Origin of the sequence: Kribbella sp. NPDC004536, from assembly GCF_042873835.1 — a bacterium.
In the GTDB taxonomy this organism is placed as follows: domain Bacteria; phylum Actinomycetota; class Actinomycetes; order Propionibacteriales; family Kribbellaceae; genus Kribbella.
Genome location: NZ_JBIALY010000003.1, coordinates 775,521 through 795,486, shown reverse-complemented (window position 1 = coordinate 795,486; position 19,966 = coordinate 775,521). Strand labels below are relative to the sequence as shown.

General features: G+C 68.9%; 23 protein-coding genes. 8 read left to right on the top strand and 15 right to left on the bottom strand.

The features are described from left to right. Nucleotides 1-57: 57 nt before the first annotated feature. The 3 genes from ACFYRU_RS29095 to murI form a co-directional block, all read right to left on the bottom strand. Nucleotides 58-882: an alpha/beta fold hydrolase gene (locus tag ACFYRU_RS29095; protein ID WP_387664157.1), complete on the bottom strand. Its 825-nt coding sequence runs from the start codon at nt 880-882 to the stop codon at nt 58-60. Beyond that, nucleotides 863-1,609 carry an MBL fold metallo-hydrolase gene (locus tag ACFYRU_RS29090; protein WP_387664155.1) on the bottom strand — a complete coding sequence of 249 codons (747 nt, stop codon included), beginning with the start codon at nt 1,607-1,609 and terminating at the stop codon, nt 863-865. The genes ACFYRU_RS29095 and ACFYRU_RS29090 overlap by 20 nt, the downstream gene beginning before the upstream one ends. Before the next feature lie 83 nt (nt 1,610-1,692). Continuing rightward, nucleotides 1,693-2,496 (bottom strand): glutamate racemase, encoded by an 804-nt coding sequence (gene murI, locus ACFYRU_RS29085; RefSeq protein ID WP_387664153.1) that lies wholly within the window; start codon nt 2,494-2,496, stop codon nt 1,693-1,695. 168 nt (nt 2,497-2,664) lie between these two features. On the opposite strand from murI, the gene ACFYRU_RS29080 reads away from it, so the two are divergent. Further along, complete coding sequence (locus ACFYRU_RS29080) at nt 2,665-2,988, top strand: hypothetical protein (RefSeq protein WP_387664151.1); 324 nt, start codon at nt 2,665-2,667, stop codon at nt 2,986-2,988. Between the two features lie 7 nt (nt 2,989-2,995). Here the strand turns inward: ACFYRU_RS29080 and ACFYRU_RS29075 are convergent, their stop codons facing one another. From ACFYRU_RS29075 to clpS, 6 genes are all read right to left on the bottom strand, one after another. Continuing rightward, nucleotides 2,996-3,946, bottom strand: a complete 951-nt coding sequence (locus ACFYRU_RS29075) for a PLP-dependent cysteine synthase family protein (protein WP_387666034.1) — start codon at nt 3,944-3,946, stop codon at nt 2,996-2,998. Beyond that, complete coding sequence (locus ACFYRU_RS29070; protein ID WP_387664149.1) at nt 3,946-4,224, bottom strand: MoaD/ThiS family protein; 279 nt, start codon at nt 4,222-4,224, stop codon at nt 3,946-3,948. Before ACFYRU_RS29070 ends, ACFYRU_RS29075 begins: the two co-directional genes overlap by 1 nt. 1 nt (nt 4,225) lies before the next feature. Beyond that, complete coding sequence (locus ACFYRU_RS29065; RefSeq protein WP_387664147.1) at nt 4,226-4,684, bottom strand: Mov34/MPN/PAD-1 family protein; 459 nt, start codon at nt 4,682-4,684, stop codon at nt 4,226-4,228. A 71-nt stretch (nt 4,685-4,755) separates the two neighbouring features. Further along, entirely contained in the window at nt 4,756-5,733 is a 978-nt protein-coding gene (locus tag ACFYRU_RS29060; RefSeq protein ID WP_387664145.1) for an aldo/keto reductase, read from the bottom strand. A gap of 17 nt (nt 5,734-5,750) precedes the next feature. Further along, a complete protein-coding gene (locus ACFYRU_RS29055; protein ID WP_387664144.1) occupies nt 5,751-6,305 on the bottom strand; it encodes a DUF2017 domain-containing protein in 555 nt (184 codons plus the stop codon). Beyond that, nucleotides 6,302-6,589, bottom strand: coding sequence for an ATP-dependent Clp protease adapter ClpS (clpS, locus tag ACFYRU_RS29050; RefSeq protein WP_387664142.1), 288 nt, complete (start codon nt 6,587-6,589; stop codon nt 6,302-6,304). Before clpS ends, ACFYRU_RS29055 begins: the two co-directional genes overlap by 4 nt. A gap of 106 nt (nt 6,590-6,695) precedes the next feature. On the opposite strand from clpS, the gene ACFYRU_RS29045 reads away from it, so the two are divergent. After that, entirely contained in the window at nt 6,696-7,985 is a 1,290-nt protein-coding gene (locus tag ACFYRU_RS29045; protein ID WP_387666032.1) for a nicotinate phosphoribosyltransferase, read from the top strand. After that, the gene (locus ACFYRU_RS29040) at nt 7,982-8,443 is read left to right on the top strand and encodes a MarR family winged helix-turn-helix transcriptional regulator (RefSeq protein ID WP_387664140.1); all 462 of its coding nucleotides are present in this window, start codon (nt 7,982-7,984) and stop codon (nt 8,441-8,443) included. The genes ACFYRU_RS29045 and ACFYRU_RS29040 overlap by 4 nt, the downstream gene beginning before the upstream one ends. On the opposite strand, the gene ACFYRU_RS29035 is transcribed toward ACFYRU_RS29040, so the two are convergent. After that, nucleotides 8,438-9,664, bottom strand: coding sequence for a D-arabinono-1,4-lactone oxidase (locus tag ACFYRU_RS29035; RefSeq protein WP_387664138.1), 1,227 nt, complete (start codon nt 9,662-9,664; stop codon nt 8,438-8,440). The genes ACFYRU_RS29040 and ACFYRU_RS29035 overlap by 6 nt on opposite strands. Before the next feature lie 119 nt (nt 9,665-9,783). Here ACFYRU_RS29035 and ACFYRU_RS29030 point away from each other — a divergent pair, with 119 nt between their 5' ends. Next, the gene (locus ACFYRU_RS29030) at nt 9,784-10,782 is read left to right on the top strand and encodes a YdcF family protein (RefSeq protein WP_387664136.1); all 999 of its coding nucleotides are present in this window, start codon (nt 9,784-9,786) and stop codon (nt 10,780-10,782) included. On the opposite strand, the gene ACFYRU_RS29025 is transcribed toward ACFYRU_RS29030, so the two are convergent. Further along, nucleotides 10,779-11,540 (bottom strand): sulfite exporter TauE/SafE family protein, encoded by a 762-nt coding sequence (locus tag ACFYRU_RS29025; RefSeq protein ID WP_387664134.1) that lies wholly within the window; start codon nt 11,538-11,540, stop codon nt 10,779-10,781. The genes ACFYRU_RS29030 and ACFYRU_RS29025 overlap by 4 nt on opposite strands. Before the next feature lie 17 nt (nt 11,541-11,557). Next, a complete protein-coding gene (locus ACFYRU_RS29020; RefSeq protein ID WP_387664132.1) occupies nt 11,558-13,093 on the bottom strand; it encodes a fibronectin type III domain-containing protein in 1,536 nt (511 codons plus the stop codon). A gap of 147 nt (nt 13,094-13,240) precedes the next feature. Here ACFYRU_RS29020 and ACFYRU_RS29015 point away from each other — a divergent pair, with 147 nt between their 5' ends. Further along, nucleotides 13,241-14,020, top strand: a complete 780-nt coding sequence (locus tag ACFYRU_RS29015) for an SDR family NAD(P)-dependent oxidoreductase (protein ID WP_387664130.1) — start codon at nt 13,241-13,243, stop codon at nt 14,018-14,020. Between the two features lie 69 nt (nt 14,021-14,089). After that, nucleotides 14,090-14,668 carry a nicotinamidase gene (locus ACFYRU_RS29010; protein ID WP_387664128.1) on the top strand — a complete coding sequence of 193 codons (579 nt, stop codon included), beginning with the start codon at nt 14,090-14,092 and terminating at the stop codon, nt 14,666-14,668. On the opposite strand, the gene ACFYRU_RS29005 is transcribed toward ACFYRU_RS29010, so the two are convergent. After that, nucleotides 14,661-15,452: an enoyl-CoA hydratase/isomerase family protein gene (locus ACFYRU_RS29005; protein ID WP_387664126.1), complete on the bottom strand. Its 792-nt coding sequence runs from the start codon at nt 15,450-15,452 to the stop codon at nt 14,661-14,663. The genes ACFYRU_RS29010 and ACFYRU_RS29005 overlap by 8 nt on opposite strands. Before the next feature lie 182 nt (nt 15,453-15,634). Here ACFYRU_RS29005 and ACFYRU_RS29000 point away from each other — a divergent pair, with 182 nt between their 5' ends. Next, nucleotides 15,635-16,474 (top strand): hypothetical protein, encoded by an 840-nt coding sequence (locus tag ACFYRU_RS29000; protein WP_387664124.1) that lies wholly within the window; start codon nt 15,635-15,637, stop codon nt 16,472-16,474. Here the strand turns inward: ACFYRU_RS29000 and ACFYRU_RS28995 are convergent, their stop codons facing one another. Continuing rightward, the gene (locus tag ACFYRU_RS28995) at nt 16,475-18,334 is read right to left on the bottom strand and encodes a bifunctional metallophosphatase/5'-nucleotidase (protein ID WP_387664122.1); all 1,860 of its coding nucleotides are present in this window, start codon (nt 18,332-18,334) and stop codon (nt 16,475-16,477) included. Nucleotides 18,335-18,439: 105 nt separating this feature from the next. Here ACFYRU_RS28995 and ACFYRU_RS28990 point away from each other — a divergent pair, with 105 nt between their 5' ends. After that, nucleotides 18,440-19,231: a polysaccharide deacetylase family protein gene (locus tag ACFYRU_RS28990; RefSeq protein WP_387664120.1), complete on the top strand. Its 792-nt coding sequence runs from the start codon at nt 18,440-18,442 to the stop codon at nt 19,229-19,231. Here ACFYRU_RS28990 and ACFYRU_RS28985 read toward each other — a convergent pair. Then, on the bottom strand, nt 19,228-19,929 hold the full coding sequence (locus tag ACFYRU_RS28985) for a hypothetical protein (protein WP_387664118.1): 702 nt from the start codon (nt 19,927-19,929) through the stop codon (nt 19,228-19,230). The genes ACFYRU_RS28990 and ACFYRU_RS28985 overlap by 4 nt on opposite strands. Between the last annotated feature and the right edge of the window lie 37 nt (nt 19,930-19,966).

The window sequence follows — 19,966 nt, the reverse complement described above, 5'->3', positions numbered from 1 at the left end:
CAACACCTTTCTGAGATCACCTCTAATTTGAGAGTAGATCTCAGAATTGCGATCTGTCTAGCCGATGGCGCTGCGGAGTACCTCCCGGACGTGGGGCTGTTCGAGCCACGGGTCGTGGCCGGCAGCCGGGATCAGGTGGAAGGTGTGGTTCGGGACGTGGTCGGCGAGGTCGCGGACGGCCCAGGACGGGCGTGGGTCTTGGGCGCCGTGGATGAACGTGACGGGCGCCTGGATCGTCGCCGCTCGTGCCTTCAGTTCGTCGTCGGTCGCGTGGCCGGCCGCGCCCAGGGCGCGGTTGGCGGCGAAGTTGATCGGGAGGTCGACGGATGCGCTCGCGTACGCCCACTCCATCGCGCGTTCGCGGTCCGCGTGGTCGGTGAACCAGGACAGCGCACGGAACTCGACTTCCTCGGCCCACGTCCGCGGCCGACCCGTCAGCTCGTCCAGCCGCGCATCCTGCTCCGGCGTGCTCCGCCGCGCGCGTTCCTCGTCGTACGCCGGCCGCCAGTCGCCGACCCCGACACCGTCGAAGTACACAACACCCGCCACGTGATCGCCGTACGCCGCCGCGTACGCCATCGCCAGCGACGCGCCGAACGAGTGGCCGAGGACAACGATCCGCTCATGCCCGAAGTACGCACGCAACTCGTCGATGTCCTGCGCCGACCGCTGCATCGACTGCACGTCCGACGGCCCGGACCGGCCGCACCCGCGCTGGTCGAACCGGTATACGACGGTCAGGTCGTCGATCATCTCCGCGAGTACGGCGTGGTCGTCCCAGAGCCCCGGCCCGCCGTGCAGGATCACCACCGGCGGACGCGCCGTCGCCGTACCGGACGACGTGGTCCACAGCCGGACGCCGTCAGATGTCGAAAATGGCATGGGGGGTGGCGATCTCGACCGGGCCGGGGAAGGTTCGGCGGGCGTTCTCGGCTTGGGTTACGCGGTCGTACCACGGGGGGACGTGGGTTATCACGAGTCGCTTCACGCCGGCCTTCTTCGCGTGTTCGCCGGCGTCGGACGGGGTGAGGTGCAGGTCGAGCGGGTTGTGCGGGTCGTTGTCCGGGAGCGCGGCCTCGGACAGCAGCATGTCGGCGCCGCGGGCGAGTTCGATCAGCGCGTCGTTCGGGCCGGTGTCGCCGGTGTAGACGAGCGACTTGTTGCCGTACTCGACCCGGATCGCGTACGCCGGCACCGGGTGCACCATCGGCGCGGTCCGCACGGTGAACGGCCCGACCTGCTGAACCTCTTGCCAGGCATGGAATTCCAGCTCCTCCTCCATCCCCGGATCCAGCGGCAGGTCGTAGGCCAGCGCCATCCGTTCCGCCGTCCCGGGCGGGCCGAAGACCGGGATCCGCGGGATCGGCGAACCGGGCGCGTAGCGCGCCGCGACGTAGAGCCCGCACAGATCCATGCAGTGGTCAGGATGCAGGTGGGACAGGCCGATCGCGCCGATGTCAGGCACCGCGAGATGCCGTTGGAGCGAACCGAGCGCACCACTGCCGAGGTCCAGCACCAGGTTGAACCCGGCGGCGGTGACGAGATAGCTCGAGGCGGCCGAGTCCGGCCCGGGTACGGACCCGGAGCAACCGATCACGGTGAGCTTCATACTTCGAACCCTACCGGCGAGTCGCGCCCCGCGCAGGACGACCGGTGCCCTGGACAACGGTCGGTGCGACCTGGGTCACACGATCAGCGGACCCATGCGAACTGGTCGACATCGGCGAGTGCCGGCCCGAGGAAGCGCGAGCCGATCGCCGCGAACTCGGCCGGGTTTCCCGTGGTGACGAAGCGGTGCTCCGGCACCGGCAGATGGTCGGGGCGCAACAGGTTCGCCTTGGTGAGTACGGAATACACGTCCTTGGCGCACTCCTCCGCGCTGCTGACCAGTGTGACGTTGTCGCCCATCACGTACGAGATCACGCCGGTGAGCAACGGGTAGTGCGTGCAGCCGAGGATCAACGTGTCGACGCCGGCCTCGACCAGCGGATCCAGGTACTCGTGGGCGGCCTCGAGCAGCTCCGGCCCGGACGTCACGCCCGACTCGACGAAGTCGACGAACTTCGGGCACGCGTGCGTGAACAGCTCCACCTGCGGCGCGGCGGCGAAACCGTCTTCGTAAGCAAGCGATTGAGCCGTCGCCTTCGTACAGATCACGCCGACGCGCTGGTTCCGGGTCGCGGCGACGGCCCGGCGCGCGGCCGGCAGGATCACCTCGACGACGGGTACGTCGTAGCGCTCGCGGGCGTCCCGCAGCATCGCGGCGCTCGCGGAGTTGCAGGCGATCACCAGCATCTTCACGCCGGCGTCGACGAGATGGTCGAGGCACTCCAGCGCGTACTCGCGGACCTCGGCGATCGGCTTCGGCCCGTACGGCTGCCGGGCGGTGTCGCCGAGATACAGGATCGGTTCGTGCGGCAACTGGTCGAGCACCGCGCGGGCGACGGTGAGTCCCCCGAAACCTGAGTCGAAGATCCCCACCGGTGCGTCAGCCACGGGAAAAGCTTATACAGGTCCGCGACCGGGCAGATCAGAAGTGCAGCCTTACCTAACCGTCGGCAACGACACGCCGAGGTTGTCCACATCTTTACGTTATGGAATTGCGTTTTCGCGTGATGCGCGCCACTCTGGAGCGATGTTTGCTGGACCGCCCCTCGTGATGCCATGGACCTGATGCATCACCTCGCGGTGGCGTTCGTCGCCACCCCCGCACCAACTCCGAAACCTCCGGAGTCGAACAACAGCACAGCCGCGAGCGTCGCCTCGTCCATCGGGCCGACCGGCCTGCTGCTGTTGCTGCTGATGGCGATCGTCGCACTGTACGTCGTCTCGCTGACGCTGCACCCGAATGCCAAGTGCAACAGGTGCAAAGGTGCCGGCCGGCACCACGGCAGCCTCTTCAGCTACGCCCAGCGCCCCTGCAACAGCTGCAAGGGACGTGGGGTCCACCCACGACTCGGCCGCCGGGTCCTGTTCAAGGAACCGTAACGTTGCCTCAAGCCCACAACTGACCTTCGAGGCGGTCCTCCGCCTCGTCGACGGTGCCTTCGTACGCGCCGGTGGACAGGTACTTCCAGCCGCCGTCCGCGACCACGAACGCGATGTCTGCCGGCTCGCCCTCGCGGACACACTTGGCCGCCTGGCCGAGCGCCGCGTGCAGGATCGCGCCGGACGAGATGCCTGCGAAGATCCCCTCGTTGTCGAGCAGTTCGCGGACCCGGCGGACCGCGTCCCGCGGCCCGACCGAGAAGCGCGCGTCGATCAGCGCCGGGTCGTACAGCTCCGGCACGAAGCCCTCGTCGAGGTTGCGCAGGCCGTAGACGAGTTCGCCGTACCGCGGCTCGGCGGCGACGATCTTCACGCCGGGCTTGTGCTCGCGGAAGAACCGGCCGGCGCCCATCAGCGTGCCGGTCGTACCGAGGCCGGCGACGAAGTGCGTGACCGAGGGCAGGTCGTCGAGGATCTCCCGTGCGGTGCCGTCGTAGTGCGCGAGCGCGTTCGACGGGTTGCCGTACTGGTAGAGCATCACCCAGTCCGGGTGCTCCTCCGCGACCTGCTTGGCGACCCGGACCGCTTCGTTGGACCCACCCGCGGCCGGCGACGAGATGATCTCCACGCCCCACATCCGCAGGATCTGCCGGCGCTCCGCGGAAGTGTTCTCCGGCATCACGCAGACCATCCGGTACCCGCGCAGCTTGGCCGCCATCGCGAGCGAGATGCCGGTGTTGCCGGACGTCGGTTCGAGGATCGTGTTGCCCGGGCGGAGCCGGCCGTCCTTCTCGGCGTCGAGCAGCATCCGCAGCGCGGCCCGGTCCTTGATCGAACCGGTCGGGTTGCGGTCCTCGAGCTTCGCCCAGAGCCGGACGTCGGCCGAAGGCGACAGCTTGGGCAGCCCGACCAGCGGCGTACCGCCGACCGAGTCCAGCAGACTGTCGAAGCGCATGATCAGCCGCCGGCGACCGCGGGCAGTACGACGACCACGTCGCCGTCCTTGACCTCGGTCTTCAGGCCGCCGGTGAAGCGGACGTCCTCGTCGTTCACGTAGACGTTCACGAACCGGCGCAGCTCCTCGGGGTCGCCCTCGACGATCCGCTCCTTCAGGCCCGGGTGGTTGCCGTTCACGTCGTCGATGAACTGGGCCAGGTCGGAACCGGCACCGGTGACCGCCTTGGCCCCGCCGGTGTAGGTGCGCAGGATCGTCGGCACGCGCAGCTCGATCGCCATCTCAGTCTTCTCCTTCAGGGGTTTCTGTATAGGAACCAACCACGCGTACTTCTTCTTCCGTGACCTCGCCGTCGACGATCCGGTACGACCGGAACTCGACCGGTCCGTCGTACGCCGCGTCGTGGGCGCCGTCCCGGGTCGACACCAGGACGTAGTGCGCACCCGGCTCCTGGGCGAGGTTGATGTCGGTCCGCGACGGGTACGCCTCGGTGGCGGTGTGCGAGTGGTAGATCACCACCGGCTCCTCGTCGCGCTCGTCCAGCTCCTTGTAGAGCCGGAGCAGGTCACCGGAGTCGAACTCGTAGAACGTCGGCGACATGGCAGCGTTCAGCATCGGCACGAACCGGGTAGCCCGGTCCGACCCCTCCGCCCCCGCCACGACCCCACACGCCTCGTCCGGATGATCCTTCCGGGCATGCGCCACGATCGCGTCGTACGTCGCCTTCTCGATGACCAGCACGCCTCCACGGTACGGCGGCGTGACGGGCGGCCCCGCCAACCACGGAGTCGGTCCACAATGCGGACAGTGCGTTACCAGCGGTCGTGGATGTGCGGCCTGATCAGGTCGTCGTAGATCGCCCGGACCGCGTCCAACCGGTCGGCGGTGAGCGGCTCGAGGTCGGCGGCGGCCAGGTTGCCGGCTACCTGGGACGGGTTGCGGGCGCCGGGGATGACGACCGAGACGCCCGGCTGGTCGAGGATCCAGCGGAGGGCGAACTGGGCCATCGTGGCGCCGGCCGGGAGCCAGGGCATCAGGCGGCGGACGGCTTCCAGGCCGGTGCCGAAGTCGACGCCGGAGAACGTCTCGCCGACGTCGAACGCCTCGCCGTGGCGGTTGTACGTGCGGTGGTCGTCCGCGCCGAACGTCGTGTGCTCGTCGTACTTCCCCGACAACAGCCCGCTGGCCAGCGGGACGCGCGCGATGATGCCGACACCGGCCGCGCGGGCCGCGGGGAGGACCTCGTCGAGGGGCTTCAGGCGGAACGCGTTCAGGATGATCTGGACGGTCGCCACGTTCGGGCGGGCGATCGCGGTCAGCGCCTCGGCGCAGGTCTCGACACTGACGCCGTACGCCGCGATCCGGCCCTCGTCGACCATCGCGTCGAGCGCGTCGAAGACCGCCTCGTTCGAGTAGACGGAGGTCGGCGGGCAGTGCAGCTGGACCAGGTCGATCGTGTCGACGCCCAGGTTCCGCCGCGAGCGGTCGTTCCAGGCGCGGAAGTTCTCCAAGGTGTAATTGGATGGCACCTGCTCGACCCGGCGCCCCATCTTGGTCGCCACCGTCAGCCCCTCGGCCGACTTCAGCACCTGACCGACCAGCCGCTCCGACCGCCCGTCGCCGTACACATCTGCGGTATCGATGAACGTCACGCCACCGTCGACTGCTGCGTGCAGTACGGCGAGCGCGTCGCTCTCGTCCACCGAGCCCCAGTCCGCCCCGAGCTGCCACGCCCCGAGCCCGACCACACCAACATCCCGCCCGGTCCGCCCGAGCCGCCGCGTCTCCATACCGCCAACCCTAGAGGTCAGCGCATGTTGTGGAGCAGGGCGGACTGGAGGTAGCCGAGCCAGTCGTAGAGGTCGTACGTCAGCCGGCGCGGATCGTCCTCGTCGAGTTTCTCCCAGGTGGCGTAGTCGTCCTCGTCCTTGATGTCGAGGCGCGTCCCGATCGCCAGCCGCAGGTCGTTCAGTGCGCGCAACCAGGACAGCTGCTCGTCCGGTTCGAGCGCGATCTCGTCGGCGCCGGACTCCTCCAGCGCGGACAGCACCCGCTTCGCGTCGGTGACCTTGCCCTCGCGCAGCCCGCGCTCGGTGAACCGGCGGAACTCCGCCGACGCCATGTCGTCCTGCTTGTACGCGTCCGGCAGCAGCCGCTGCAGTACGACGTCCTCGGGCGGCGAGGTCGGACCGTCGTTGTCGCTGAGCAACGCCTCGAGCGGGTCCGCGGACGCGGTGGTCCGCGGCGGCAGGCCGTCGTACAGCAGCTCGACCAGGTTCCGGAGCAGGTTCGCCAGGATGTCGGCCTCGTGCTCGGCGAAGCTGACCACGACGGTCTTGCGGCGCTTGCGGAACCGCGTCACGACTTCTCGCAGGTGGCCCACAGGCCGTAGGAGTGCATCGCTTCCACGTCGCGTTCCATCGCTTCCCTGTTGCCGTTCGACACCGCCGACTTGCCCTCCTGATGCACCTGCAGCATCAGCTTCTCCGCCTTCGACTTGGAGTAGCCGAAGTACTGCTGGAACACGAACGTGACGTAGTCCATCAGGTTGACCGGATCGTTCCAGACGATCGTCACCCAGGGTGGGCTCAGCTCGATCGCCTCGTCGACCTCGGGGCTCTCCAGCTCGCTCGGTGCGGTGCTCACCTGTCCATTCTCTCCATCATCGGTTCCGGCTTCGCAATAGGCTGCCTCTGTGACCAACACGGTGACCCATTCGACGGCACTCCTGACCGACCACTACGAGCTGACCATGCTGCAGGCCGCGCTGGCCGACGGCACGGCGGAGCGCCGCTCGGTGTTCGAGCTGTTCGCCCGCCGGCTGCCCGACGGCCGCCGGTACGGCGTGGTCGCCGGCGTCAACCGGCTGCTGGACGCGCTCGAGCAGTTCCGGTTCGACGAGCAGACGATCGCCTTCCTGGCCGATCGCGGCATCGTCGACCAGGCTACCCGGGACTGGCTGGCGGGCTACCGGTTCACCGGCGACATCTCCGGTTACGCCGACGGCGAGATCTTCTTCCCGGGGTCGCCGGTGCTGGTGGTGGAGTCGTCGTTCGCCGAGGCAGTCCTCCTGGAAACCGTTTTCTTGTCGATCCTGAACCACGACTCCGCGGTCGCCTCGGCGGCCTCCCGGATGACGTGGTGGGCCGGTGGGCGGCCCTGTATCGAGATGGGCTCCCGGCGGACCCACGAGGAGGCCGCGGTCGCGTCGGCGCTGGCGGCGTACATCGCCGGCTTCGGCGCCACCTCGAACCTGGAGGCGGCCCGCCGGTACGGCATCCCCAGCACCGGTACGGCGGCGCATTCGTTCACGCTGCTGCACGACCGGGAGCAGGACGCGTTCCGCTCCCAGGTCGACGCGCTCGGGAAGGGTACGACGCTGCTCGTCGACACCTACGACGTCGCCGCGGCGGTCCGGGCCGCGATCGAGCTGACCGGTCCGGAGCTCGGCGCCGTCCGGCTCGACTCCGGCGACCTGCCGTCGCTGGCCGCGCAGGTCCGCGAGCAGCTCGACTCGCTCGGCGCGACGCGGACCCGGATCATCGTGACCAGCGACCTGGACGAGTTCCAGATCGCCGCGCTGGCCCCGGCGCCGGTGGACGGCTACGGCGTCGGTACGTCGCTGGTCACCGGCTCGGGCTACCCGACCTGCGGGTTCGTGTACAAGCTGGTCGCCCGCGCGGACGCGAGCGGCGACCTGGTCCCGGTGGCGAAGAAGAGCCCGGACAAGATCTCGATCGGCGGCCGCAAGTGGGCGCTGCGCCGCCGGTCCGCGGCCGGGGTCGCCGAGCTCGAGCTGATCGGCGTCGGCGAGCAGCCGGTCGACGACGGCGACGACCGCGTACTACTGAAACCACTGGTCGAGGCCGGCAAGATCATCGGCCGTACGACGCCCGCCGAGTCGCAGGCGCACCACGAGAAGGTCCGCGACGAACTCCCCCGCTACGCCAGCCAGCTGAGCCGCGGCGAGCCCGCGATCCCGACCGAGTACATCGGCGACTACGACGCCCGCAACCCGTTCCGCCCGCGGAGCCACACGTGAGCGACGACTGGTCGCCGGACGCGCCCGCGGACGAGGCCGACGTACTGATCGCGCTCCGGTTCGCCGAGCGGGCGGCCCGGAAGGCGGTCGCGGAGGAGCTGGCCGGGACCGAGCTGCACACCGGCCAGGAGCTGGTGCTGGCCAAGCTGCTGCACCACGGGTCGTTGCCGGTGGCAAGGCTCGCGAAGGTGCTCGACGTCGAGGTGCCGACCGCGACCAGGACCACGCAGCGGATGGAGGCCGCGGGCCTGGTCCGGCGGGTGAAGAGTGCGACCGACGCGCGGCAGGTCGGCATCGAGCTGACCGACCGCGGCGTCGAGCTCGCGCACACGATCCAGGAGGTCTACGACCGGGCCGGACGGCGCGCGCTCGCCAACCTGTCCCCCGAGGACCGGCGGGTCGTCCGCAACCTGCTCTGGACGATCACCTCGACCCTCGAGGACATCCACCAGCTATAAGGGCAGGAACGTGTCCAGGTACTCGTTGCGGAACTTGCCGGCCGGGTCGTACTGCGCCGCGAGCGCGATGAAGTCCTTCACCTTCGGGTAGCGCTCCGCGAGGGTCGCCGCGTCCGCAGCGAACACCTTGCCCCAGTGCGGACGGGTGTCCAGCGGGGCGAGCGCCTCCTCGAGTTCGGCGACGACCGGGCGGACCGCGGCCTCGTCCTGGATCCAGGTGAAGTGCAGGGCGACCGTGTCGCGGCCCTGGCTCGGGCTCAGCCACAGGTCGTCGGCGGCGACCGTACGGACCTCGGACACCTGGATCACCGGGGCGAACCGCTTGCCGAGGCCACGCAGGACCTCGATCGCCTCGGCCGCCCGGGCGCGCGGTACGAAGTACTCCGACTGCAGCTCGTCGCCGTTGCTCGGGGTGAACTCGAGCCGGAAGTGCGGCAGCCGCTCGTTCCACGGACCGGGTACGCCGCCCTGCTGGGTCGCGTAGCCGGCCGGCATCACCTTGATCGGGTGCCGGGCACCGTCCGCGAGCCGCGCGCCGAGCCACTCCGGGTCGGGGTCGGTCAGCTCGCGGCGCTTGCGCCACACCATCACGTCCGGGTCCACCCAGTCGGTGAACGCGCTGACGCTGTACGCGCTGCCCATCACGTCCGCGAAGTCCGACTGCAGACGATCGACCGGCAGCGCGTCGTACACGACCTGGCTGATCTGGTACGACGGCTGGACGTCGAGCGTGAGGCTGACCGTGACGCCGAGCGCACCGAGCGAGACGATCGAGCCCGCGAAGTCCGGGTCGTCGCGGGTGAGCGTGACGAGCTCGCCGCCGGCGTTCACGAACGTGATCGCGTTGACCGCGTCCGCGAGCGGGCCGTTCGTGTCGCCCGAACCGTGCGTACCGGTCGAGCAGGCGCCGGCCACCGAGATGTGCGGGAGCGACCCGAGATTGTGCAGCGCGAGGCCCTGGGCCTGTAGCGCGGCGGTGATCTCGCCGTACCGCGTTCCGGCCGAGACCGTCACGCCCCGCTCCCCGACCTCGATCACCTGCGGCAGCTCCTGCACGCTGACCAGCGTGCCGGTCGTGTCCGCGATCCGGTTGAAGGAATGCCCGGTGCCGAGCACGCGCAGCTTCCCGGATCGGGCGACCAGTTCCTGCAGTTCGCCGACCGTGCGGGGTTGCTGCAGTTCGCTCGCAAACTCGACGTTTCCGGCCCAGTTCGTCGTCATGCCCGCAGCCTCGCACACCGTGGCCGGATCGGCCTCCGGCCGTCCACACATCGGCCACACATCGGCCACACATCGAGCCTCCCCCACCTCCGCGACCGAGCGTGGTTTGATGACGCCCGATGGTCATCTCGTTCGGCATCGCTGCCTTCTGGTTCCTGATCTTCGGCGTCAGCTTCCTGCGCGACCGGCGGCTGTTCAAGAACGGGATCTTCCTGGTCCTGACGCTGATGTTCGCCGGGCTCGGCGTGATCTTCGCGGTCGAGACGATCAGCAAACCGGTCGCGGTCGCGCTGGTCTGGGCGATCGTGATCGCGATCCCGGTGGCGATCGCCGTCCTCGCGGTGTTCCTGGTGGTCAACGGCATCACGATGCTGCGCCGCGAACGCCGCCGGCTGTCGAACCTGCTCTCGTTGCTGGTCGGCCTCGGGATCTTCGGATTCGTGATCTTCAGCCTGCTGGTGCAGAAGATCGGCTGGGAGCCGCTGGCCGCCGTACGCTCGGTGCTGCTCGGCGTACTGACCTACATCTCGTTCCTCTTCCTCTGCTTCCTGGTGTACGCGTTCTTCTACAGCCGGGTCCGCTCGTCCCGGAAGGTCGACTTCGTCGTCGTACTGGGTTCCGGATTGATCGGGTCGCGGGTCCCGCCGCTGCTGGCGAGCCGGCTCGATCGGGCCAAGCAGGTGTACGAGCGTGCGCTGCGGAAAGGGCGCTCGCCGCGAATCGTGACATCGGGCGGACAGGGGCCGGGTGAGGACGTACCCGAGTCGCACGCGATGGCGGCGTACCTCGTCGAGCGGGGTGTCCCGGACGACCAGATCGTCCGCGAGGACAAGTCGACGAGCACCTGGGAGAACCTGACCTTCAGCCGCGACCTGATGGTCGACCTACGGCCCGCGTACCGCTGCTTGATCGTCACGAACAACTTCCACGCCTTCCGCGCCGCGCTCACCGCCCGCAAGGCCCGCGTCAACGGCCAGGTCGTCGGTTCCCCCACCGCCGCGTACTACTGGCCGACAGCAACAATCCGGGAATTCGTCGCGATCCTCGCCAGCCATCCGTACGTCAACGCCTTCGTCTGCCTCGTGATCGCAGCCGGGGCGATCGCGCAGCACGTCTAGAGCATCAGTACGGCGGCGGTGACGCCGGCGAGGACGATCAGGACGCGGAGGAAGGTGGCGGGGAGGCGGCGGCCGATGTGGGCGCCGGCGTAGCCGCCGACGATCGATCCGGCCGCGAGTAGGGCGGCCGCCTGCAGATTGAGGTCGGCGACGAACAGGAAGATGATGCCCGCCACCAGGTTGGCGGCCAGCAGCGCAAGGGTTTTGAGGCCGTTGACCACCCGGAGCTCGAGGTCGAGCCCGATGCCCAGGACGGCCATCATCATCACGCCGGCACCTGCGCCGAAGTAGCCCCCGTACACGCCGGTCAGCGTGGTGCCGAGAATTGTTGCCGGGGACATCGACCGGCGGAGATCGTGGGGATGGTCGCTGCGGGCGCGGAGCCACCGGGAGATCCACGGCTGGACCCCGACGATCAGGCAGGTGAACAGGATCAGCCAGGGCGCCGCGGACGCGAACACCTTCGACGGGAGCGCCAGCAGCAACGCGGCGCCGCCGACTGCCCCGACCGCGCACACCAGTACGACGATGACGACCTGGCGACGCGGCACCTCACGAAGCTCCCGCCGGTACCCGAAGGCACCACTCAACGCGCCCGGCAACAGTCCAAGCGTGTTCGACGCGTTCGCAACCACCGGCGGAATCCCCAGCGCGATCAGCACCGGAAAACTCAACAACGACGCGACCCCGACCGTCGAGGTGAGAATCCCCGCACCGAGCCCCGCGCCGACCACTGCCAACTGCTCGGGACCCGTCACCCGACGATTATCGCTGGTCAGCGAACCCTGACGGTCGCCGCGGGGCTCTTGGTGACGTTGCGGCCATCGCTGACCTCTACGCGGTAGGAGAGGGTCTGGCCGCTGGTCAGGCCGGCGTCGGTGATCGAGGTGACGGTCGGCTTCGTCCAGGAGTTGGACGTACGGGACCAGGTGCCGATGCGGGCGCTGCCACGGTAGACGAAGTACGTCAGTGTCATGTTGTCGCGGTCGAGCACTGTCGTGAAGGCGATCGTCACCTTGTTCGGCCGCGCGCTCGCGACCTTCGGTGCCGCGGGCCGGGCCGGTGCGGCACCACCCGGTACGTTCGTGAACCGGGTCAGTCCCTCCTGCGGTGCGCCGTTGACCTTGGTGAAGTCGCCGCCGGCCCACAGGTCGTTGCCTCCGGTCGCGAACGCGAGCGGGCCGACCAGCGTCGTACCGCCGGCGTCGGTGTTCGGGTTCCACGGGCCGAGCTTGCCGGTGATCGTGCTGTAGACCAGCAGGTGGTGCATGCCCGTCTTGTCGGGAAACTCACCGTCGGCGCTGCAGTCGTGTGCGTGCGAGCCCTTGTACAACCAGTTGCCGATGGCAGCGATCGCCTCGGTCGCCCCCAGGCACTTGCTCTGCCAGAGCAGCTTACCGGTTTGGATGCTGGCGGCAAGCACCCCGTCGTAGCAGCCCACGCTGTTGGTGCCGGCGTTCGACGCGAACACCTTGTTTCCTTGGACTTCCAGGTCCTTGACGCGGCTGTCGCACTCGTCCGACTTCTCCGGGATCGCGGCCGCGGCCGGCATCGACAGCACCGCGCCGGAGGTGTTGAGCATCGCGAGAGCGTGCTGCGAGCGACCGCCGATGTGGGTGAATCCGCCGCCGACGAAGACGCGCGTACCGTCGGTCGACGTCTCGATCGCATGTACGTCGTCGTCCGCGCGAGGGTTGAACGGCAGCAGCGCGCCGGTGCTCAGGGTGACGGCGGCGATCCGGGTGCGAGCGACCTTGTCGACGGAGCCGAACGAGCCGCCCAGGTAGACCGTGTTGCCGGTGATCTTCAGCGCGGCGACGCGGTAGTTCACGACCGGGTCCCAGCCGGCGACGAGCTTGCCGGTGGCAACGTCGAACATCGCCACCCGCGATCGGGCGGCACCGTCGACGACGGTGAAGTCGCCACCGATCACGACCCGCTTGCCGTCCGGCGACGTGGCGACACTCCACACCGGGCCGTTCACGCTCGGCGCGAACCGCGTCGGTACGCCGGTGGTCCGATTGAACACCGCGAAGTACTTCCGCGCCGCGTCGTTCACGCCCCGCGCCTTGCCCGGCGGGCGGACGCGCGTGAACAGACCGCCCGCGAACACCAGGTCGCCCGCGACGGCGAGCGCGTTCACACTCGCGTTCGTCTGCCAGCTCGCCGACTGCACCGACGACAACGCCGACCCGAACCCCCGCGGCTCACTCCGCGCCTCCGTCGCCGCCTGCACGCTCGGCCCGGACGGAACCAGCGCCGCGGCAACCACGGCACCAGCCGTGACCACAGCCAGAACAGCCTTCTTCATGAGCGAACCCCCGCCGCTTCGAGATAACAATGCGCTGTCAAACGATAACTGTCAGCACATGTGTTCCTGAAACCGGGCTTGCGTCGAGTTTATTAGTCGGCTAAATTCTTTGTGTAGCCGACTAAACAACAGACCGGAGGACGGGTCATGGACCTGGGTTTCAAGGACGCGGCAGTGCTGGTGACGGGCGGGTCGTCCGGGATCGGGCGGGCCACCGCGATCGCGTACGGGCGCGAAGGCGCGCGGGTCGCGATCACGTACAACTCCCGCAAGGATTCGGCCGAGGCGGTCGTGGCGGAGATCGAGGCCGCGGGTGGTACGGGGTTCGCCGTACCGATGGATCTCGGTGCGCCGGAGTCGATCGCGGCGGCGGTCGCGTCGGTGGTGGCGCAGTTCGGCGGGCTCGACGCGGTCGTGGCGAACGCGGTGAGCTGGGGGACGCTCGGGTACGACGAACGGCCCGCGAAGATCGAGGAGTCCCGGCCGGAGTGGTGGACCGAGATCATCCGCGCGAACCTCGAGGGCAACTTCCACCTCGTCCAGCAGGTCGCACCGGCGTTGCGGCGTTCCGGGCACGGACGGCTGGTACTGATCTCGACGGACCTCGCGGAGCGCGGGATGGCCGGGGCGTGGGCGTACGGCGCGGCGAAGGCGGGCCTGCACGGGCTCGCGGCGAGCCTGCAGCACGATCTGGGCGCGGACGGCGTACTCGTGAACGTCGTACTGCCCGGGATCACCCTGGAGAACGGCGTCCACCGCGTCATCCCGCAGCCCGCGCTCGAGCAGATCGCGGCCGGCTTCACCGCACGGCACCTCCCGGACGCCTCCGAACTAGCCGACGCGATCCTGTTCCTCACCTCCCCCCGCACCAAGGCGATCCAAGGCCAACTCCTGCACGTCACCGGCGGCAGCCTGGTTCCTGCGTAATGCAGCGTTGACGGGCCTGGCGCTTGTACGGTGGGCTCAGGAGTACTCCGGCTAAGGAGGAGCGTCGCGATGGTGCGGGCACTGATCGTGGTTGATGTGCAGAACGACTTCTGCGAAGGCGGCAGCCTCGCGGTGGCCGGCGGCGCCGACGTCGCGTTCCGGATCGGCGAGCTCCTGCACCAGTGGCACGAGGCGGAGCCGGACGACCGGCAGTACGCGTACGTCGTGGCCACCCGGGACCACCACATCGACCCGGGCGACCACTTCTCGCGTACTCCCGACTTCGTCAGCTCCTGGCCCCCGCACTGTGTCGCCGGCACCGACGGCGTCAGCTTCCACCCCAACCTCGACCCGCAACCGTTCGACGCGATCTTCGACAAGGGCGAGTACGAGGCTGCCTACTCCGGGTTCGAGGGCAAGTCCCACGAAGGCGGCCACCCGCTGGCCGACTGGCTCCGCACCAAGGGCGTCACCGACGTCGACGTCTGTGGCATCGCGACCGACTACTGCGTCCGAGCCACCGCCCTCGACGCCCGCAAAGAAGGCTTCGGCACCACAGTCCTCACCGCCCTCACCGCCGGCGTGGCCGAGTCGTCCACAACCCAGGCCCTGACCGACCTCAACGCCGCCGGCGTAACTCTTATCTGAAATCGGACACCGGGCGTCCGGTCAGGCCCATGTGTTTGTCGGCTTGGGCTTCGAGGTTCTTGGGATCGAGTAGCGTTTCGGCGAAGCTGCGGTCGTCCTGGGGGTTGGCCAACGCCTCGATGGCGGCCAGAGTGGGCGCTTGGAGTGCGCGTTTCGAATACGCGTACGCGGGCAACGCCTCGGTCGTGAGGCTGGTCACGCGGGCGAACGCCGAGTCGAGGAGATGCTCAGCGGACACCACTTGATTGAACAGACCCCGTCGGGCCCCCTCGGTCGGGTCGTAGCTGTCTCCGCTCAGGACGAGCTCGGCCGCCTGCGCGTGACCGAGAGCGTACTGAAGCATCTGCACGTAGACCGCCGGCATGGGAATGCCGATCGCCACCTCGTTCAAGGCAAACCGAAAAGGACCGTCGGCAGCAACACGGAAATCACAGACCAATGCTGTGATGAGACCTCCGGCAATCGCGTGCCCGTTGACGGCGGCCACCGTTGGACGTGGGTAGGTGAACAGCCGCAGGTTGGTCGCGCGGTACCGGACGAAGAAGTCGCGCGCCGCATCGAGGTTTCCACTGGCGAAGAGCGGCAAGGTCTGCTTCAGATCGATGCCCGCGGAGAAGATGTGTCCCGCAGCGGTCAGCACCACGCCTCGCAGTCGTGGCTCCCGGTCGAGCCGGTCGAAGGCGTCGTGGAGATCCGCGAAGAAGCCGTCGTTCTGGACGTTGGCCGAGTTCGAGTTCATGGTGACGATACCGACATCGTCGCGAGCAGTGATGTCCCAGGGCATGGCGCTCTCCACTCTGTGCGGACTTGGTCCGCAATTTTCTGGGAGCCGGCTGAAGCACTCCTGAAGCAGCCGCCCGCGGCAGCATGGAGTCCTGGGCGGTGGATTCGGGTATCGGCGTAACGCGCGGGTGGGGTCGGGCGATAGTTCCGGTACAGGCCCGATACGGGCGCGAGAACTCAGGTGTGCCGGGAAGTCTGGTCGGCAACGACCTGTCCATGCCCGAACACCAGGAGTCCACGATGGCCACGCCCGTCCGCCCGCTCGCGATCGCCGGCACCGCGCTCGTACTCACGCTGACCGGCTGCTCCGGTGGCTCCGGCTCGGCCGGGCCTTCCCCGACGGCTTCATCAAGTACGACGCCGACCGCGACCACCCCGACCACGAGCACCCCGAGCACGCCGGCCGCGACTACGCCGACCGTGGCGCCGCCAGCGAAGACCGCCCGGACCGCGGCCGAGCTCACCAAGGCCCTGCTCGCGCTGCCCGACCTCCCCGCGGGCTTCTCGATCGACAAGGACAGCGCGGACGAGGGACCTGACGTATCGGTCAGCTCCAAGGACTCGCGGTGCGCCCGCCTGGTCGCGCTGACCAACGCCGACAACCCGCCCGGTTCCAAGGTGTCGGCCGGCCAGTCGTACTCCGGCGGCTCGCAGGGCCCGTTCGTCGACGAGAGCCTCGACTGGATGGGCTCGACCGCCGCGGTACGGGCCTTGCAACAGTCGTTCAAGAAGGCGATCACGAGCTGCCGCGGCATGACCCTGACCATCCCCGGCGAGGGCCGCTCGCCGATCAGCGTCGACCTCGTCTCGCCGCCGAAGGCCGGAACCGACCCGGTCGCCGTACGCTTCAGCGCCGACAGCGGCCCACTCGACGGGCTCGAGGTCACGATGGTCACCACGGGAGTCGACGACGTCGTCCTCGCGGTCACCGTGATCGCGGGCGCCCCCGAGGACATCGAGGGCGCCACGCAGACGGCGGTCGCCAAGGCCCAGAAGAGCCTCGGAGCCCGCACCGGAGCCTGATCAGCCGGTGACGGTGATCGGGGTGCCGTTGGAGGTCAGGGTCCAGTCGACCGTGTGGAACGTCTTCGGGTCGACGGTGCCGGTGGCGGTGACGTAGTCGATCATCAGCTGGCGGATCTCGACCTGGCGGTTGTAGACGACCGGAGCCGTCTTGACGTGCGGGAAGTTGCCGCCGCCGGACTGCCGGTAGTTGTTGACGGCAACCACGAACTGCTGGTCGGCGGCGACCGGGGTGCCGTCGTAGGCGAGGTCGGTGATCCGGGAGCCGGCCGGCTTGGCGATGTCGATCTTGTACGTCAGCGGCTTGGTGAGCCCGCCGACGATGTCGTAGTTGTAGTCCGGCGTACCGTTCGGGGCGGTCGGCGTCACGGCGTTCGTGATCTGGTCGGACGTGAACGGCCCGGTGCCGCTGATCTGCTTGTAGTACGTCGCCGAGAACTCCAGGTAGTCCTTGACCTGCGAGCCAGTCATCGTCACCGCGAGCAGCGTGTTGTCGAACACGTACAGCCCCGCGACGTCGCGGATCGAGACGTCGCCGGCGGGGATCGCGGCCGCCCGGTTGAACGGCGCCGCGATCGCGAGCACCGGCAGCGAAGACGTACCCGCGAGAGCTTTCGAGACCGCGTCGGCCTGGATGAAGTTCACGAAGTCCAGCGCGGCGGTGTCCTCCCACGGCGCGGTCGCCGCGGACATCGCCTCGGTACAGGTACCGATCTTCGAGTTGACGTACGTGACCACCTTGTCGTGGTCCTTCTGCAGCAGGTTCACCACGTCCGGGTCGGCGTCGACGGTGTTCGCGTTCAGCACCTGGCTGTGCCGGCCGACCACCTTCCACTGCCCGCGGACCTTCTGCAGGTCCAGGTCGAACAGCGACAGCCGCATACCCCACTTCAGCGGCTCGCTCAGCACGACCTGCTCGCCGCTCGTCTTGTTCGTGACGAGCCGCTCCGGGATCTCCAGGTGCGCGTGGCCGACCAGTACGGCGTCGATGCCCGGGACTGTCTCGGCCATCAGCACGGACGCGTTCTCCGGGTACGGCAGCGCGTCGCCGTACGAGGACGACAGGTCCATCCCCGAGTGCACGGACGCGATCACGAGGTCGGCACCGGCCGCGCGGACCTTGGGCACCCACTGCTGCGCGAGCTCGACGATGCCGCCGAACTTCAGCTTGTTCTCGACGTTCGCCTTGTCCCAGATCGCGATGCCCGGGTTGGTCAGGCCGAGGATGCCGACGGTGATCGGCTTCTCCCCCGGTACGTGCACGCGCTTCAGTACGTACGGCGGGAACGCGGGCAGGCCGGTCGTCCAGTCCTGAGCGTTCGCGCCGAGCAGCGGGAACCGCAACTGCTGCTGGAACCTGCGCAGGATCTCGAGCCCGTAGTTGAACTCGTGGTTTCCGAGCGCCGCCGCGTCGTACCCGATCCGGTTCATCGCGGCCGCCATCGGGTGCGTATGACCGCCGGTGATGGGCTCGATCTTCGCGTAGTAGTACGCCAGCGGCGTGCCCTGGATGGTGTCGCCCGCGTCCAGCAGCAGCGGCCGCGGCGCGTGCCGGTCCGCCGCGATCCGGTCCCGGACGGCGCTGACCAGCGTGGACACCTTCGCCAGGCCGATGTCGTTGTGCGCGGAGTCGTCGTACTCGGCGTTCTTGAAGTAGTCCCAGTTGAACACGTTGCCGTGCAGGTCGGTGGTACCCATCACGGTCAGCCGGACCGTCTTCCCCGAACCGCCGCCGGCGTACGCCGGAACCGTCTGGAAACCGGCCGCGGCCAGGGTCGCGGCACCGCCGATCCCGGCGCCGATCACCGTCCGTCGTGTCATCCCGGTCCGCTCTGCCGTCCGCTCACCGCTGTCGGTCATCGCCCCGCCTCACAAGGTCTGTCCGCCGGGATCTCCGGCCCGAGACCACACGATAAGCGAGACCCGGTTAACAGCTGGCCCCCCGTACACGAGAAGATGCCGCCCATGACCAAGCCGCCCGGCAAGCTCCTGCCGTTGGTCGCCGCTCTGCTCTGCGGTGCCGTCCTCGCCCAAGCCGCCTCGCCGTCCTCGAAGCCCGTCACGTCCGCGTCGCCCGTCGTCTCGGCGACGCCGCACCACGGACTGCTCAGTACGCCGGTCACGTCGAAACGCGGCGAACCGTCGTCCACCAAGGAATCCACACCTCCGCCGGTGCAGCCGACGCCGAAGCCGCCGGCCGACGACTGGAACCTGACCGACAACGGCAAGGTCCTCTACCTGACGTTCGACGACGGCCCGCAGCACGAGTGGACACCGAAAGTTCTTCAGGTACTGCGCAAGCACAAGGCGCAGGCCACGTTCTTCGTGCTCGGGATCCAGGTCGCCCAGTACCCGGAGCTGATCGCCGCCGAGCGCGCCGCCGGGCACCACATCGGCAACCACACGTACGACCACAAGACGCTGACGCTGCTCCCGGACGCGAAGATCCGGCAGGAGATCGCGATGGGCATCAAGTCCAAGTGCCTCCGCCCGCCCGGCGGCGGGACGAACGCGAAGGTCGAGGCGCTCGGGGCGGCGTACCACCAGCGGCAGGTGCTGTGGGACGTCGACACCAAGGACTGGGAGAAGCCCGGCGCCGCGCACATCGAACACGCGATCCTGGCCGGCGCCCGCCCCGGCGCGATCATCCTGATGCACGACGGCGGCGGCAACCGCTCCCAGACCGTCGCCGCGCTCGACCAGGCCCTGACCAAACTCACCAAGCAGGGCTACACGTACCGCGCCCTGCCCTGCTAGCGGTTGACGCCGGCTTTGCCGTTCGAGAAGTGTTTGAGGGCCTCGTCGATGACGTGCACGGGCTGGTCGAGGGCCTTGATCAGGAACATGCCGGTCGGGCGGAGCAGCGGGTTCGGCTTGACGACGCTCCGGACGGACGGCTGGTCGAGGCCGCGGACGCCGGCGGTGGTGGCGCCCACGCCGCGCTCCAGCGCGATGTCGAGCATGTACTGGCCGAGCAGCTTGTGCTGCGTGAAGCCCCGGACCGTCGGCCACGGCAGTACGACGGGGTACGCGGCACCGTCGCACGCGAGCTCGAGGCCCTTCGCCGAGATCCGCATCGCGACCGGCGGGAGCTCGTTCGCGTCGTACCAGGCCTGGCGCTCCGCCTGCACGCGATACACCAGCACCGTGCTGAGCACCAGCGGAAGCATCGCGACGATCAGCAGCAGCGCGAACGGCCACATCCCGGAGCCCGGGAACGCGAACAGCGCGTAGACCGCCGCGACGATCCCGAGCCCGCCGAGCACCGCCGTCACCCAGCCGCCACGGCGCTCGACCGTCCGGACCACCTCGCGCCGGCGCAGCACCGCGTCGCGGTCGATCCCGACCACGAACGGCTGCCCCGGATCACCTGGCGGCACGTACACCTCCGGCGAGTCTTCTGCCGCCTCGACCTCGGCGACAACCTGTGAAGTTGCGTCCCCGTCCTCACTCACCGGGTAAGAATCCCACACAGGGCGCGTCTCCCGCTCC